At 42.5% G+C, this 16,657-nt stretch carries 14 protein-coding genes, 2 tRNA genes and 1 rRNA gene; 5 read left to right on the top strand and 12 right to left on the bottom strand.

Annotated elements, in window-relative coordinates; genetic code table 11:
* The first annotated feature begins 217 nt into the window (after positions 1-217).
* Positions 218-2,632, top strand: coding sequence for an AAA family ATPase (locus BLR82_RS14040; RefSeq protein WP_074600115.1), 2,415 nt, complete (start codon positions 218-220; stop codon positions 2,630-2,632).
* A gap of 1,308 nt (positions 2,633-3,940) precedes the next feature.
* On the opposite strand, the gene groL is transcribed toward BLR82_RS14040, so the two are convergent.
* Together groL and groES are read right to left on the bottom strand one after the other, a co-directional pair.
* Complete coding sequence (groL, locus tag BLR82_RS14030; RefSeq protein ID WP_074600114.1) at positions 3,941-5,581, bottom strand: chaperonin GroEL; 1,641 nt, start codon at positions 5,579-5,581, stop codon at positions 3,941-3,943.
* A gap of 58 nt (positions 5,582-5,639) precedes the next feature.
* Positions 5,640-5,924, bottom strand: a complete 285-nt coding sequence (groES, locus tag BLR82_RS14025; RefSeq protein ID WP_074600113.1) for a co-chaperone GroES — start codon at positions 5,922-5,924, stop codon at positions 5,640-5,642.
* Between the two features lie 299 nt (positions 5,925-6,223).
* Here groES and BLR82_RS14020 point away from each other — a divergent pair, with 299 nt between their 5' ends.
* Positions 6,224-6,934, top strand: coding sequence for a CPBP family intramembrane glutamic endopeptidase (locus BLR82_RS14020; RefSeq protein WP_074600112.1), 711 nt, complete (start codon positions 6,224-6,226; stop codon positions 6,932-6,934).
* A gap of 7 nt (positions 6,935-6,941) precedes the next feature.
* Positions 6,942-7,145, top strand: a complete 204-nt coding sequence (locus BLR82_RS14015) for a YdiK family protein (RefSeq protein WP_074600111.1) — start codon at positions 6,942-6,944, stop codon at positions 7,143-7,145.
* Positions 7,146-7,175: 30 nt separating this feature from the next.
* Here BLR82_RS14015 and BLR82_RS14010 read toward each other — a convergent pair whose 3' ends face one another.
* Complete coding sequence (locus tag BLR82_RS14010; RefSeq protein ID WP_245693826.1) at positions 7,176-8,507, bottom strand: MDR family MFS transporter; 1,332 nt, start codon at positions 8,505-8,507, stop codon at positions 7,176-7,178.
* Between BLR82_RS14010 and BLR82_RS21345 the strand changes: the two genes are divergently transcribed.
* Positions 8,479-8,619: a hypothetical protein gene (locus BLR82_RS21345; protein ID WP_245693837.1), complete on the top strand. Its 141-nt coding sequence runs from the start codon at positions 8,479-8,481 to the stop codon at positions 8,617-8,619. The two genes, BLR82_RS14010 and BLR82_RS21345, sit on opposite strands and share 29 nt — an antisense overlap.
* A 34-nt stretch (positions 8,620-8,653) precedes the next feature.
* On the opposite strand, the gene BLR82_RS14005 is transcribed toward BLR82_RS21345, so the two are convergent.
* A complete protein-coding gene (locus BLR82_RS14005; RefSeq protein ID WP_074600109.1) occupies positions 8,654-9,304 on the bottom strand; it encodes a redox-sensing transcriptional repressor Rex in 651 nt (216 codons plus the stop codon).
* A gap of 734 nt (positions 9,305-10,038) precedes the next feature.
* On the opposite strand from BLR82_RS14005, the gene BLR82_RS14000 reads away from it, so the two are divergent.
* Positions 10,039-11,967: an ABC-F family ATP-binding cassette domain-containing protein gene (locus BLR82_RS14000; protein WP_074600108.1), complete on the top strand. Its 1,929-nt coding sequence runs from the start codon at positions 10,039-10,041 to the stop codon at positions 11,965-11,967.
* A gap of 382 nt (positions 11,968-12,349) precedes the next feature.
* Here BLR82_RS14000 and tsaD read toward each other — a convergent pair whose 3' ends face one another.
* The 8 genes from tsaD to rrf all read right to left on the bottom strand — a co-directional run bounded on the left by tsaD (position 12,350) and on the right by rrf (position 16,642).
* A complete protein-coding gene (gene tsaD / locus BLR82_RS13995) occupies positions 12,350-13,390 on the bottom strand; it encodes a tRNA (adenosine(37)-N6)-threonylcarbamoyltransferase complex transferase subunit TsaD (RefSeq protein WP_074600371.1) in 1,041 nt (346 codons plus the stop codon).
* Positions 13,387-13,833 (bottom strand): ribosomal protein S18-alanine N-acetyltransferase, encoded by a 447-nt coding sequence (rimI, locus tag BLR82_RS13990; protein ID WP_074600107.1) that lies wholly within the window; start codon positions 13,831-13,833, stop codon positions 13,387-13,389. Before rimI ends, tsaD begins: the two co-directional genes overlap by 4 nt.
* A 1-nt stretch (position 13,834) precedes the next feature.
* Positions 13,835-14,530 (bottom strand): tRNA (adenosine(37)-N6)-threonylcarbamoyltransferase complex dimerization subunit type 1 TsaB, encoded by a 696-nt coding sequence (gene tsaB / locus BLR82_RS13985; RefSeq protein ID WP_074600106.1) that lies wholly within the window; start codon positions 14,528-14,530, stop codon positions 13,835-13,837.
* Positions 14,527-14,982, bottom strand: a complete 456-nt coding sequence (tsaE, locus tag BLR82_RS13980) for a tRNA (adenosine(37)-N6)-threonylcarbamoyltransferase complex ATPase subunit type 1 TsaE (protein WP_074600105.1) — start codon at positions 14,980-14,982, stop codon at positions 14,527-14,529. The genes tsaB and tsaE overlap by 4 nt, the downstream gene beginning before the upstream one ends.
* A 12-nt stretch (positions 14,983-14,994) precedes the next feature.
* Positions 14,995-15,972: a thiamine-phosphate kinase gene (thiL, locus tag BLR82_RS13975; RefSeq protein ID WP_074600104.1), complete on the bottom strand. Its 978-nt coding sequence runs from the start codon at positions 15,970-15,972 to the stop codon at positions 14,995-14,997.
* A gap of 247 nt (positions 15,973-16,219) precedes the next feature.
* Positions 16,220-16,296: transfer RNA gene (locus tag BLR82_RS13970), tRNA-Asp, on the bottom strand.
* A 105-nt stretch (positions 16,297-16,401) separates the two neighbouring features.
* Positions 16,402-16,478, bottom strand: a tRNA-Met gene (locus tag BLR82_RS13965).
* Between the two features lie 48 nt (positions 16,479-16,526).
* Positions 16,527-16,642 (bottom strand): 5S ribosomal RNA (gene rrf, locus BLR82_RS13960).
* Positions 16,643-16,657: the final 15 nt, after the last annotated feature.

Raw genomic sequence — 16,657 nt, 5'->3', positions numbered from 1 at the left:
GCTAAACAGCCCATTTAGTACTGAGTATGTCTATACTATCAATAAGTAACGTGAAAGTAAAACTTTCGAAACGCTTATACGTTAGGCTTTAACGTGGAAAGTATGTTAACCACTCTCCTTTTAGAGATATTTTTCAGTGCGTTTTTAGTCAAATTTAAAAGGAAAATCATGGATTATGTAGAATCCTTTGTTATAAGGTTTTGTTAGGGGGATACTTATGGACTTCTCAGAAATAAAAGCCATAAAAAATATAACATGGCGTGGGTGTGTAAATTTCGACTTTAATCTATTTGAACAAGGTAATCAACAAGAGAAATCTAGAAGGATACTCTGTTATGGACATAATGGCAGTGGTAAAAGTTCTGTTGGAGAAGCTATTTCACATTTAAAATTAGCTAGTGAAGGGATAGATTCTGTTACTGCAGATAACATTAAACTTGATATTATCGGCGAGGGAATAGTCGGTATTCATGAATATAGTAATAATAAAAATATGAAGAATATTCGAGTATTCAACGAACGATTTATTAAAAAAAACATTGATATATCAGAAGACGAAGATTTAAATGCTATCATTATGTTTGGTAAAGATGTTGAGAATGAAACCAGGAGAGAGGACATTGAAAAAAATATAGAATCAATAAATATAAAAAAGGAAGAATTGGATATTAAAAAAAAGGAAAATGAGGATAGAGTAAAAGAAATAATAGACAAAAGTTTTGAAAAGGAATTCATTAAGCCTATAAGAGAATTGGGTAGGAATAGAAATCATACAACTGCTATAAGAGACTATATTTTAACGAGTAGAATTGATAACCACGAATTAGCAAAAGAAAACATTCAGCAAGACATATCATATTTAAATTCATTAAAACAATTAAGAACTTCAAACAAGATTCCTATTCAAATCAGTAAGTTACCTGTATTACTTTTCTATGATGAGATAGTTTTAAAGAAAATAGAAAAACCCCAACTAAGTGCTAAAGAGGAAGCAATTATAAACCTTATAAAGTCTGAGAGCGGGTACACTAATTGGGTAGAGACCGGTAAAAATCTCATTAAAAAAACTGTTGATGATTGCCCTTTATGTCTACAGCCAATAAATAAAGATATCCTTTTATCCAAAATAGATGAGATAATCAACCCATCTGTTAAAAATTTCAAAAAAGAACTAGATGATGAATTAACCAAGATAAATAATTATGATGAATCACTTAAAAAGATAGAAGACCAATCTAATGATATAAAACAGTATTTTCAAGTCAGAGATGATCTTATACCATGCGTAACGAGTTTAATTGAAAACATTAACTCCATCTTAATTAACACTAACGAACTTCGTAGCACGATTATGGAAAGGTACGAAAACGTCTACAATGAATTAGAACCAAAATCTATAAGCGTTTTGCTAGACAACATTCATAAGTTTGAAAAAGAAAGCCTTAAAAATATCGAAGAAATTGAAAATATTAGATTGTCCTATAATGAGTCTATAGATCATTCTGAAAATAAAATAAAGGAGTTTAAAAATGTTATTGAGACAAAGGTATTTAATTTAGGCGCAAACGCAATAGAATCTTATCAAAAAGATTTAAAAAATATTAATGCTAAATATAAAGAAAACGACAATCTACTAAGAAAACTCAAAACAGAACTACAATCCGTCGAACAAGAATTAAAGAATTCCACCCATGGAATGAATCTCATTAATAAAGATTTATCTTTTATCTTTCTAACTGAAAATAGGCTACAATTACAACCAGATTCGAAAGATGGATATAAATATAATGTTTTAGTAAAAGGTGAACCAGTCAAATCATCAAATTTGTCCACCGGTGAAAGGAATGCATTAGCGTTAGTTTACTATTTTAAATCTTTATATTCTAATCATATTGTTGAAGAGACTTTAAAAAATTCAATGTTTTTAGTACTCGATGATCCAATCTCAAGTATGGATGAAAATAATTTAATGGGATTAATCTCTTATATTAACAGTGAGATTAATAATATCCTAATTTCTAGTCCCAAAAGCCGCGTACTTATTATGACTCATAGATGGTACGTCTTTGATAGTTTACACAAATTATTTGATGGAGATAGTAATGGAGTAGTTAGCTTCGAATTAATAAAAAATGGACAGACTATGCAACAAAATTTCATTAATTTAAATAACTTTAAACATAAAAATGGATATAAAAATTTATTATCAAAGCTTTATAGTTATGGAAAGAAGATAATTCCGCCAGAATCGGTTTCTATTGGTAATACTGCGAGAAGAGTTTTAGAGGCTTACTTTACTTTCAATTATAGAGTCGGTATAAATAGCATAAATAATCAAAGAGAAATTTTTGATCGCATAAAAGGAAATAATCAATTTAAAGAGAAATTTATGAAAACAGCTATAAGATTAATTTTAAATTCAGAAAGTCACCTTGAAGATGAAATGTATCAGATTGGTCAAGAATTTACTGATAATACATTTACTGATTTAGAAAAGCAAATGACGTGTCAACACATATTAGGATTACTATACCTTTTAGATGATTTTCATCTTAAGAAATACTTACAAAACAACGACGAAAATTGGGAAACTATTGAAAATACGATAAAAAGTTGGATCAACATAGCATAAGTTTACTGCTGTAAACTATTGTAAATACTTAAAGTTTGTTAATGTATGTATGTTTGTTTCTATCCCATACTCAGTTTCGCGGATGGGACAACAACGACTAGGCTATAATATCGCCTTTCTAGTCAGCTAATATTAAAAATAAATAAAGCTAACAAAGAAGTAGGCGACAAATTCCTCAGTGTATCCGAGTTTAGGTGTCCGATAAGAAATTCCCATAAACCGCTAGTCCCTTGACTAAATTGACCTACACTATCGTTAATTAGTCTTGGTAGTTTCATTAATCCTGGTCCTTTACGATATTGACTTTTCAGCAACTTAATTCCGTAACTTCATCGTCAAGGACTGGGAAAAGAAATAACTACTATGTTCAATTTACAGCGCTCGTAAGCGTTCTACCTATCCTTCATTCAAACACTATAAGGCAGCTTTCTCTATTCAAACACAGGCCCCATTGGTTGGGCCGGGGTATCTTTAATTTGTGCATCAGTTAAGGCATAACTTACCAAGTTTATTTTCCCAGCCGTCTTATTTGGCGATCCACGCTAGGCTGGAACACTTCCCATCTAAAAAAGGATATAGTTAATACGCCTTTACACACTTATTTAGATTAATATGAAAGGGTATCAAGTGTTCACATATTTTATTGTGATTTGATTCGTGATAGGACTGTATCACTTCTTTATAGTGTAGCCATCTCCTGTTATCGCAAGTGGCTTTTCTAATGCCAAATGCCAAATTACCTCTTAACTGAATTGCAGATATTTAATTTAATAACGATAAAGCAAATTGTTGTTATACTCCTTCTTCCCCAAAGAAAATTGAAGCTTTTACACTTTTCGAATTTTCGTCTTTAACTTCCTTAAAAATCGAAGCATCTTTTTTCCATCTCCTATACTTCTTTAGCTTCGGATAAACTAAAATAGTAACTTAACGCCTGCTTCATTGACCAACCCATCTTCGAAAAAATAATTAAAAAATGCCCTAATACGATGTAACTTCAAATTTATCTTTCACCTCTTCCTTGGCAGCACTCTCTCAAGAATCCTTTTACATGACCACTAATGATTTCTTCTAACTTCATCAGTCGATTATCGTGACTATAATCTATAAATTCTCCCAATAAAACTTTATAATTTTGATTTTGGATATTAGCTTCGGTTGTATCTTAAATATTTTCGATTTTCCATAAAATCCTGAAATACAAATTCTAAAAGCACAAAAAAGACTACCCCCTTTGATCAGGAAGTAGTCCTTTTCTTAATTATTTATACATTAATCAGCTTCACAAAATGGACTGTGATGTGTTTATTACATCATGCCGCCCATTCCGCCCATGCCACCCATGTCTGGCATACCGCCGCCTGCAGCTCCGCCTTCTTCTTCAGGCAGGTCTGCTACTACTGCTTCGGTTGTCAGGAACATAGCTGCAACAGATGCTGCGTTTTGCAGGGCAGAGCGGGTAACTTTTGTTGGGTCGACGATACCGGACTCAACCATGTCTACCCATTCGCCGCTTGCTGCGTTGTAGCCTACGCCGACTTTTTCGCCTTTCAAGCGCTCTACGATGATAGAACCTTCCAGGCCAGCGTTGTGGGAGATTTGACGAACTGGCTCTTCAAGCGCACGAAGCACGATGTTGGATCCTGTTTCTTCGTCGCCTGTCAGCGTCAATCCTTTTACAGCGCTGTAGATGTTGACAAGTGCTGTACCACCACCGGCAACGATACCTTCTTCTACTGCAGCGCGAGTAGAGTTCAGGGCGTCTTCGATGCGAAGTTTACGCTCTTTCAATTCTGTTTCGGTAGCTGCACCGACTTTGATGACAGCAACACCACCTGCAAGTTTAGCTAGACGCTCTTGCAGTTTTTCTGTATCAAATTCAGAAGTAGATTCTTCTACTTGTGCACGGATTTGTGCTACACGTGCAGAGATTTTTTCTGGATCTCCGCTTCCTTCAACGACTGTTGTGTTGTCTTTGGTTACGACAACTTTAGAAGCGCGGCCCAGCTGTTCAATGCTGGTGTTTTTCAGATCCAATCCAAGATCTTCGGTTACGACTTCTGCACCAGTCAAGGTAGCGATGTCTTCAAGCATTGCTTTACGACGGTCACCGAAGCCAGGAGCTTTAACGGCAACAGCGTTGAATGTACCGCGAAGCTTGTTTACTACCAATGTAGCAAGTGCTTCGCCTTCTACATCCTCAGCAATCATTAGAAGCGGCTTGCCTTGTTGTACGACTTGCTCCAGTACAGGAAGTACTTCCTGGATGTTGGAGATTTTCTTATCCGTGATCAGGATGTATGGATCTTCAAGAACAGCTTCCATTTTATCCTGGTCTGTAACCATATAAGGAGATGCATATCCACGGTCGAACTGCATACCTTCTACTACTTCAAGCTCCGTGTTGAAGCCTTTGGATTCTTCAATCGTGATAACACCGTCGTTACCAACGCGCTCCATCGCTTCGGCAATCAGCTTACCTACTTCGTCGTCGCCAGAAGAGATAGCCGCTACTTGTGCGATGGAATCTTTGCCTTCGATTGGCTTGGAGATTTTTCTAAGTTCTTCGGTTGCAACTTCCACCGCTTTTTCGATACCGCGGCGGACACCGACAGGGTTAGCACCGGAAGCAACGTTTTTCAACCCTTCACGGATCATTGCTTGAGCCAACACAGTAGCAGTGGTCGTACCGTCACCGGCAACATCGTTAGTTTTCGAAGCAACTTCGGATACCAATTGCGCACCCATATTTTCGAAATGGTCTTCCAACTCGATTTCTTTAGCAATGGTGACACCATCGTTTGTGATCAATGGGGAACCGAATTTTTTGTCCAGTACAACGTTACGGCCTTTTGGTCCCAATGTTACTTTTACTGCGTTTGCCAATGTATCTACACCGCGTAGCATCGCACGGCGAGCGTCTTCACTAAATTTGATTTCTTTAGCCATTTGTATGCCCTCCTTGAACTTTTAAAAATTATGTTATTGTAAATGGTCCTTCGCTTCCTTAGCTGATTACAGCTAAAATGTCGCTCTCACGAAGAATTAAGTATTCTTTACCTTCGTATTTTACTTCTGTACCAGCAAACTTCGAGAAAATGATGAGGTTTCCTTCAGCTACCTCTGGAGCAACTTTTTCTCCATGCTCCGTGATACGTCCAGAACCTACCGCAACGACTTTCCCTTCCTGCGGTTTTTCCTTTGCAGAATCAGGCAGCACGATACCGCTTGCTGTTTTTTCTTCTTGCTCGACAAGTTCAATAATGACACGATCACCTAGTGGCTTTAACATGTGTGAAACCCTCCCTAACCGTTATTTAATTGGTTTGTTTGTTAGCACTCGTCAGTGATGAGTGCTAACATAGTTATTATAATAATCAATTCAATCTCATTTTGCAAGCAATGCAATTATAAATTTTTTCGACAAATTACGAACGGCCTGCAGACAGCAAAAAAGTACTCCCGCCAGCATTCCACTACGGCTGCAGCAGGAGCTCTTCAGTCCTTCTATTACATGACTATTCTAATTGTATGTTAAAATACGTACAATGATGTAGTAAAGTAAATCTGTTTTTGAAGGAGTAGTTTAAGGTGCCTAAACGATATTGGTATGTCATCATGACCTATATAATCATGCAGCTTTCCGGAGCTTTTCTCGTACCGTTGATCGATAAGTTGAACATAGATCGGTTCACCTTCAGTGTCAGCTGGAGCATCATCAGTTTTGTTGCCGCTCTTGTGATCACGTTGCTGTTATTACGGCCGGACATGCGGCAGGGCAGTGACCGTAATGCTTCCGGTGCCGGCGGTATCATCGGCTGGAGTGCACTCGGAGTCGCGATGGCTTACATGGCGCAGTATGCAGCTGTCATCATAGAAACATTGGTTCTCGGCATCAAACCGGGTTCCGAAAACACCATGCAGATCATGGAAATTGCCAGAGCAGCTCCTATTTTCATTATCATTCCTGCTCTGATTGCACCGATTTTAGAAGAAATCATTTTCCGAAAAATCATTTTTGGCAGTTTGTACAAGCGGACGAACTTTTTCATCGCCGCTCTAGCATCTTCCATTATTTTCGGACTTGTCCATATGGATGTCACCCACATCATAACGTACACGGGCATGGGACTGGTGTTTGCCTTCCTTTATGTGCACACCAACCGGATCATCGTTCCGATTATCACTCATATGGCCATGAACACCATCACGGTCATCGCCCAGTTCAGTATGGACCCGGAAGATCTTGATCAAATGCTTGAACAATGGGAAAAAATGCAAATGATCTTAATTGGAGGCTAATCAATTTATGAGAACATCCCCGTTGTTTATGGCTTTCTTGTATTTTGCAATGGGAGCTGTATTCACCTATATTGCAGCACAATCGGTGGAAGACACGATTTGGAACTTCATTACGATCCTGCTGGCCATTTTCGCCACGCTCGATTTTGTCGTTTCCTTCCGATTGGTCGGTCTGCATTTTAAAATCCACAAGTCGAAAAAGAACAAATAGCTCCGGCCATAAAAAAACAGCTGACACGTGTCAGCTGTTTTTTGTCTCATTGTTCGGTTTGCTTTTTAGGATAAAGGAGATCGGGACGACAATCAGCATCAATATCGAGGAAAAAATAAAGGCTTCATTGATTGCCTGCAAGGCCGCTTCTTCTCCGGCCAATCCGCTGACAGCGGAAATTTGTGCTCTTCTGACTTCATAGTAAATCGAGAAAAATACAATTCCGAAGGCGGAAAAAATTTGCCGCAATACGTTGTTCATTGCCGAGCCTTGGGCAACCAGCCTTTCGGGTATGGCATTCATCCCGGCGGTGGTCGCCGGCATATTGGACATGCCAAGTCCTGCACCGCGGACCGTGTTGATCAGCAATATCAGCCAAAATGGTGTCGAGAGCTGCAGGTTTCCCAGGGCAAAGGTGGTAGCCGCTAACAGCAGCAGCCCCGGCGGGACCACGTAACGCGGTCCTTTTTTATCCAACAATTTCCCGCCAAGTGTCATGAACAACCCGCTGCATAAAGCCGCTGGCAGAAACAACAATCCGGTCTGGATTTCGCTTAATCCGTACACATTCTGGATTAACAGCGGCAATAGAAAAATACCAGAAAACAGTCCAATCGATGCGGACGCCGTCACTACGATAGAAACGGCATAGGTGGGAACTTTGAAAACACTCAGTTCCAACAACGGCTGCTCTTGTCTTTGTTCATAGATAATGAACAGGATAATGGCTGTCACGCCTCCGCCGATCAGGAGCAGACTGAATGGCTGTGTCAACAGTTCCCATGTCGAACCCCTGCCGAGGGCAAACAAAATCGCCCCGACACCAGCCGTCACCAGCAGGAAGCCGGCCAAGTCGAATTTTAAATTCGGATCAGGCTTGGTCGGAATCAAATATTTACTGGATATAATCAACCCGATAAGTCCGAACGGAATATTAAATAAAAACAGAAAATTCCACGGTAATAATTCAATGATCACGCCGCCGATCGTCGGTCCGATTGCCGGGGCCACCATCGCGGCAACTCCATAGATCCCGACGGCGAGCCCGCGTTCTTCCCGGGGAAATGCCTGGAAGATCAGGGCCATGGCAATCGGCATCATCAGGCCACCTGCCATGCCCTGAACTGCCCGTGAGGCGATCATCATCCCCAAGGTATGCGACAATGCACCAGACAGCGAGCCGACCAAGAAAATCGATAGACCAATCAGATAGATCTTTTTCTTGCCGAAACGATCGCCCAGGTATCCAGTCAGCGGCATCGTCATCCCCATTGATACCATGAAAATCGTCAAAATCCAGCCCACCGACACTGCATTGGAGTCGAAGAACTCAATGAAGTGGGGCAAGGTCGGGTTCAGCATGCTGTTGTTTAAAATTACGGTGAAAGTGCCAAATAAAACAGAAACGACAACCAGCCATTTGGAGTCTATCTTCTTGATACGTCCACCCCCATATGTCTGCGGTAAATCGTAAACCTATACCCTTTTCCGCGAGAGTGTATGCAGGGTTACTCTCCCTCTTCTTCTTCCAGCGGATAATGCTTGAGGAAGTAGACCAATGACTGAAGCTCGACGGATAAATCGATGTGATGCACCCGTATATGATCGGGAACGGTAATCCGTGCGGGTGTGAAATTAAGGATACCGGAGACACCTGCTTCGACCAGTCGTTCGGTAATTCCCTGGGCTTCTGTGGAAGGAACCGTCAGTATGGCGACAGCCGTGTTTTGCAAATAATCTTCCAAATCATCTACATGGTAAACCGGCACCCCGCCGATTTCGGAACCGACTTTATTCGGATCGGCGTCGAACGCCATTTCAATTTTCGTATTGTTGTTTTTCATGAAATTATAATGGAGAAAAGCTGTTCCAAGGTTCCCGACACCGATAAGTGCGACCTTGGTCACTTCATCCTGATCAAGGGTTTTCCGGAAAAAACTGAGCAGGTATTCGACATTGTAGCCGTATCCCTTTTTTCCCAATGCACCGAAATAAGAAAAGTCCCGGCGGATGGTAGCGGAATCTACTTTGACCGCGTCGCTCAGCTCCTTGGAAGAAACGCGCAGTTTCCCTTGATGGTGCAGGTTATTAATAAACCGGTAATATAGTGGCAGGCGCTTTGCCGTTGCTTGTGGTATTTTATTTTGCTCGTTATTCATACATATCCTCCTTACAGTTGCCCTTCTGTCCTGTGTCCGCTTTTTACGAAGCGATCAGGCTTATCGATGCCTTTTTCGGATAATCGATGACCAGCTATGAAGCTCCTGTACATAATATCATTTCGTAACCGTTATCTTTTTTGATCAGACAGTTTTCTAAAGTCTGCTTAAATGGAATGCTGAAAGACCTATCGTCAGGATATTCCGCTTACCACCGAGTGCCTTTGCCAAGCAACTTGATTAAACGTATGGTACTTTGGCAGCTATGGGTCTATAAACGAAACAGTTGCTTCTTTTAACAAAGTAAGCAGATTACCAGCGAAGGAAATACACGGAGACTCCCGCGGGAGGAAAGGCCTAGGGGAGACCCCACAGAGCGTAGCTCGAGGAGGCTCACCAGCCGCCCGCGGAAAGCGTAGTGTATTTCCGCAGCGTTATACAACCAAGAGATGTTGGATGATTCCGTTGATTCTACCAACAAATTGGACGGCATGACGATAAAAAGTGCAAAAAAGCCTTTCCTTTATACAAGTACTTTTGCTTATTTTGTTTAACTTCTTTAGTTTATCAAAAATTCAGCAATAAGTCGTGATTTTATTCACATTCTTTTCCATACCTATCTCTCTACCGAAATCGACGGAAGGTATGAAGCAAAATAATCGCCGAGAGCATTGCTGTGTCGCTTGCCACCGCAAAGAGTATTAAGATACACTTAATGCATTGAGGTGAACAAAATGATTTTGATGCAAGTCAATGACATCACAAAAAGATATGGCGCTGAGCTTATCTTATCCAATATAAAATTAGAAGTGCAGACCAATGACCGAATTGCTGTCGTCGGCCGCAACGGTGCTGGTAAGTCGACACTGTTGAAAATCATCGCGGGAATCCTGCCCTATGACGAGGGGGAAATCCACAAGCCGAAAGAAACCACGCTTGGCTATCTCGCCCAAAATACGGGGCTTGAATCAGATCAGACAATCTGGCAGGAAATGCTGGGCGTATTTCAGCACTTTGTCGATACGGAAAAAGAACTTCGGGAAATGGAATTGAAAATGGGTGATCCAGATGTACTTGAAGACCAGGACGCCTATCAAAAATTGCTGGCTGCTTACGACGCCAAACAACAGGCCTTCAAAATGGAGGGCGGCTACCAATACGAAGCCGACATCAAGTCCGTCTTGAACGGGCTTCATTTCTATGAACAGGACTGGGACACGTCGATAGCAGAACTGAGCGGCGGTCAGAAGACCCGCCTGGCACTGGGCAAGCTGCTCTTATCCAAGCCGGACATCCTGATTTTGGACGAGCCGACCAACCATCTTGATATCGAAACCCTTTCCTGGCTGGAGGGGTATTTGAACAATTACAGCGGTGCTGTCGTGATTGTTTCCCATGACCGTTATTTCCTGGACAAAACGGTCGAGACCGTCTACGAAATATCCCGGAACCATTCAACGAAATACCATGGGAATTACAGCAAATACTTGGAACAGAAGGCTGCCAATTATGAACGGGATTTAAAACAATTTGAAAAGCAGCAGGCTGAGATTAAAAGAATGGAAGAGTTTGTCCAAAAAAACATCGTCCGCGCTTCTACAACAAAGCGGGCACAAAGCCGCCGCAAACAGCTGGAAAAAATGGAACGGCTGGATAAGCCACAGGGTGACGAGTCCTCGGCCAAATTTGCATTCGATATCAACCGTCGCAGCGGGAATGACGTATTGAAAGTAAAAGACCTTGCGTTCCGTTACGAGGATAGCGACGAGCCTGTCTTTTCCAATCTAAACTTCGATGTTTCCCGAGGAGATAGCATCGCCCTGGTCGGACCGAATGGCGTCGGTAAAACCACCCTGCTGAAAACGATTGTCGGCGACTTGAAGCAAGCCAAAGGAAACATTCAGATCGGAACCAATGTGCAAATCGGATACTATGACCAGGAACAGACCCGGCTGCATTCCAACAAGACGGTGTTAAACGAGCTTTGGGACGAGTATCCGATGACGAATGAAAAGGACATCCGTACCGTTCTGGGAAACTTCCTGTTTTCCGGAGACGACGTGCTGAAAAATGTAACCAGCTTAAGCGGAGGCGAAAAAGCCAGACTGGCTCTGGCCAAGCTGATGATGGAAAAGGCAAACCTGTTGATTCTCGACGAACCGACCAACCATCTTGATTTGGACAGCAAAGAAGTACTGGAGTCAGCATTGATCGACTTCCCCGGAACGATTCTGTTCGTTTCCCACGATCGCTACTTTATTAACAGGCTGGCGACACAGGTAATCGAAATGCAGCCTGCTAACAGCACCATTTATCTTGGTGATTATGATTACTACCTTGATAAAAAACAAGAGGAATATGAATTGCAACAGCTGAACGAGCAGGAACATGCTCCCGAGCAGCCAGCAGCAGCTGCAAAGACGACTTTCGAGCAGGAAAAAGAACTGAAAAAAGAAAAACGGAGAAAAGAGCGCCGCATCCAGGAAATTGAACAGGAAATCGAATCAGTGGAAAAACGAGTGGAAGAAATCGATGCCTTGTTATGTGATCCTGAAGTGTATCAGGATCACGAAAAAGCGTTAGAGCTGACGGAGGAAAAAGAACAGCAGGATTTGCGATTGGAAAGGCTGATGGAAGAATGGGAAGAGCTACATGAAAATTAACAAAGGATGGCACCTGTAAAAGTGCCATCCTTTATTGACGGTTTATTTTTCCCAGTGCTAAGCATCCGAAACCCATTTCAACTAACCCTTAACTAAATCTACATGTTAAATCCAATTAAAAGAATGACTTATACACATACTTACACACATACCAAAACCGATATAATAAGTTTTCCACTGTTTTATCCCCATTATCCACACAGAAACCTCCTCTTATCCACAGAAACTATCAACATACCCACCCTTACTCTCCCAATGCCCGGTTAATTTTCTCCACATATTGAAAGATAACCTGTTGATAAGTACCTTTCTTGTAACAAAAAATCTGCCCTACTGAGTCTTACTCACACCCAGAGAACAGATTTTTTCCTTGCTTCTATACTTATTGCTTTGATTCTCTCTTTCCGTATCGTTCCAAATCAAGCGACGGGTTAGCATTTAAGTCCCATCCTGCCCGATGTCCTTGCTGGTAAGCGACTGTGCCTGCTGCAGCGATCATCGCGGCATTATCTGTACACAACTCCAAAGGAGGTATCAACAACTCCTGTTTAGCATCGGCGAACTTAGTATTCAGCGCTTTCCGTAATCCTTTGTTGGCAGCGACTCCACCTGCTACAATGACTTGTTTCACATCGTATTGCTGTGCCGCTCGGTACGTTTTTTCCGCCAATACATCGACAACACTCGCCTGGAAGCTGGCTGCTACATCCTCATCCCTTAGAATCTCCTTGCGTTGTGCCGCATTGTGCAGGGTGTTGATGACGGAGGATTTTAACCCGCTGAAACTGAAATCGTACGATCCGTCTTCAAGCCATGCCCTCGGAAAATCAATGTTTACTTCTCCCTCTGCAGCAAGGCGATCCATATGCGGACCACCGGGGTACGGCAGTTTCAGTGTCCTGGCAACCTTATCATAGGCTTCACCCGCTGCATCGTCGCGCGTTTCACCAATCACTTCAAAAGAGCCATGCTCATGCATGACGATCAATTCCGTGTGACCACCGGAAACAACGAGCGCCAATAGCGGAAAGCGGAACTCCTTAACCAGACGATTGGCATATATATGCCCTGCGATATGATGGACACCGATTAATGGTTTATGTTTCGCGAAAGCAAGCGCCTTGGCGGTATTGACACCTACAAGCAGTGCGCCGACCAATCCAGGTCCTTCCGTAACGGTGATGGCATCCATTTCCTCAGCAGTCATATTTGCCTGTTGGAATGTTTCCTCCAATACCATGGTAATTTGCTCGACATGGTGCCTTGACGCCACCTCTGGTACCACGCCTCCGAATCGTTTGTGGCTCTCGATTTGGGAAGCAACCACATTCGAGACAACTTCCGTGCCATTTTTGACGATGGCCGCGGCTGTCTCATCACAGCTCGTTTCTATTCCTAGTATATATACATCATTTTTTGTCATAGTTTCACCCACATTACTAATGCATCCTCAAAATTGTCTGTGTAATAGTTTTTCCTGATGCCGCCCGGTACGAGTCCGAACTTTTTGTACATATTCTGAGCAGGCAGATTGGATACCCTCACTTCAAGGGAAAGCTGCTTTGCCCCCAAGGCAACTGCCTGATTGATCACAAAGTGGAATAATGCCTGGCCGTACTTTTTTCCTCTGTGTTCCGGGAGAATCGCGATATTGGTAATTTGCGCTTCATCGATAATGACCCATAATCCGCAATAGCCGATAACCGTACCGCTTTTTTCAATGACGAAATAAACGGCATACGGGTTTTCCTTCAACTCATTTACGAAAATATCCTTCGTCCAGGGTGTTCCAAAGCTGACTGCTTCCACTTGCATGACTTGATCTATATCCTCTACCCTCATTTGCCTGATGATTGTATCTGACATATTAGTTCTTCCCCTGTTGTTCCAGCCATTTGGCCTCTGCTTCTACAAGCCTTAGGTATTCTGGCGTCAAAGCATGGACCGGCTCCGATTCTTCCATTGCCCCGGCCTCAGCAAGATATCCAGCCCGTGGATAATGGCTGACGAGTTCCGGAATGATGGCCAAATCCTTCATATAATCGGTGATAACCGGACGATGCAACTCGATGTCCGGGCTTAAAAACACGACCGGTTCTCCACGGTCCGCCAATTTTTTCAACCACTCGGTAAATAGAATGTTCACTTCATTTTCTTCTAACGTAAGGGTCCCGTCCTTGTTTTTATAGAGACCGGTATAAACAAGCCCTCTACGGGCATCAAAAAACGGACAGATTGCCGCGTTCGTCAGCTGGGCTTGCAATGCTAGTGCCTTTAAACTTGACACACCAGTCACCGGAATATTCAGTGCCCATCCCATTGTTTTTGCAGTGGTCAATCCAATCCTTACACCGGTATAGGATCCGGGCCCTTTTGCCACCACTATCTGGTCCAGCTGCTTCGGTGTCATCTCTGTTTCTTTCATCAGTTGGTCGATCGCCGGCATCAGGCGAACGGAATGATTTTTCTTGGCATTGGTCGTATATTCTCCGGCAAGCAAACCATCCTTAAGGATGGCAATCCCCATTACTTGGTTGGAGGTATCTATCGCAAGTATATTCATCGAGCTAGCTCCTTACAAATGGATTCAAAATGATGTCCTCTCGGGTAGAATGTGATCTCCCGTTCCTGTTGTCCTTTCAACCGGATGTCAATATCGAGACGGTGGTCTGGCAAAAAATCAGCGATAAAATGTGCCCACTCGACAACTGTGATTCCTCCGCCGTGAAAATATTCATCAAAACCGATGTCTTCATCACTGTCTTCCAAACGGTACACGTCCATGTGGAACAACGGGAGTTCGCCTGTGTATTCTTTGACGATGGTAAAAGTGGGACTGTTAATCGTTCTACGTACTCCAAGACCCGCACCCAGCCCTTTAGTAAAGGTTGTTTTTCCGGCTCCTAGGTCCCCTTCAAGCGTCAATACATCATTGGGCTTCAGCAATAATGCAAGCCTCTCTCCTATTTTTCTTGTTTCTGCCTCTGTCTGTGTCGTTATCGTTAACTCTTCCATTTATATTCTCACCTATTTCAAATGTGTATAGCCTGCTTTGTCTAGGATTGTCTGGCGGTTTCCTTTATGTAATACAACACTTCCTGCCTTAGAAGACGGACTGGTTACAAAGCCTATTTTTGTGACAGGAATCCTCTCCTTATCCGCTGCTGCTACAATGGCGGGCCAATCTTGCTCTGGCACCGTTCCGATCAACTCAAAATCCTCTCCACCAAAAAGCCTCCACTTTCGCTGCAGGTCCCCGCTAAACTCTTTAAGACATTGATGAACAGGAATCCGCTCGTCATATAAATGAATAGAAACATTAGATGCTTCCGCAATTTCTGCAGCCTCATTGGCAATCCCATCACTGATATCATTTAAAGCGACTCTTTCGACAGCATGCAAAGATTTGGCAAACGCAACCCTCGGAGACGGCATCCGATGTCTGTTGATCAAGTAATTTCGTCCCTCTTTCGAAAGACGACTATCTTCATTGGTCAGCAAATACAGCCCTGCCGAGGAGTCACCCAAAGTGCCGGTGGCAAAAACGATATCCTTCTCTCTCGCATGGCTTCTGTACCGTACTCTATTCTGTTCTACATAACCGATAATGGTGACAGATATGGATAATTCTTTACCTGAGACAGTATCCCCGCCAATTAAATCGATATGATACAAGGATGCGAGATCATCCATTCCTTTATAGATGGATGCCAAGCCTTCTTCTGTCCATCCTTCCGGGATAACGATAGATATCATATAAAAGGCAGGCGTACCCCCCATTGCGGCAATATCGCTTATATTTGCCGCTAATACTCGATAGCCAACATGGTAAGGCTTCATTGTTTGGCTGGTGAAATGGACGCCCTCTACGAAGGTATCCACTGCTGTTACAATATCCTGATACGGTTGTCGAAACACTGCCGTATCATCGCCGATTCCTTTAATTAATCCGGATTGACGATGCACTTTCGGGGCAATGGATCGAATAAAAGAAAATTCATCCATTCGCATTTCCTCACTCAGTTTATAATGTTATTTCTATCATAGCAAAACGGGTAAGAAAAAGAAAAGGAGGCGTCACGTCGAGAGGTATGATAAGAGGAAAAAGTTTTTCCAATTGAATGGATTTTTTCACATTCCGTGCTTTCTCCCTTTTATTTCAGTTTACTTGTTAAAGTCTATCTTTTGCACAGACATAAATAAAGCCCTAGGAATTTTTCCTAAGGCTTGTCATTATTGTTTGATATGTAAGTGGCGGTCCGGACGGGACTCGAACCCGCGACCTCCTGCGTGACAGGCAGGCATTCTAACCAACTGAACTACCGGACCACTATGTATAATCAACGTTGTGAGAAAATAAATTGGTTGCACTCTTTCAAGCACTATTATCATTTTCTAGCGAAGAAGTAAAAACGACGTTGTGAGAAAATAAATTGGTTGCGGGGGCAGGATTTGAACCTGCGACCTTCGGGTTATGAGCCCGACGAGCTGCCAGACTGCTCCACCCCGCGACAATGTAAATAACATTTATTATGTTACTTATAAGAAAAAATATTTATGCCTGGCGGCGTCCTACTCTCGCAGGGGCAAAGCCCCAACTACCATGGGCGCTGGAGAGCTTAACTGCTGTGTTCGGCATGGGAACAGGTGTGGCCTCTCCGCTATTGCCACCAGACATCGGTATGCTTTT

Origin of the sequence: Sediminibacillus halophilus (assembly GCF_900103695.1) — a bacterium.
GTDB classification, from domain to species: domain Bacteria; phylum Bacillota; class Bacilli; order Bacillales; family Amphibacillaceae; genus Sediminibacillus; species Sediminibacillus halophilus.
The sequence above is the reverse complement of the archived record's forward strand: the minus strand, read 5'-3'. Positions and strand labels throughout refer to the sequence as shown.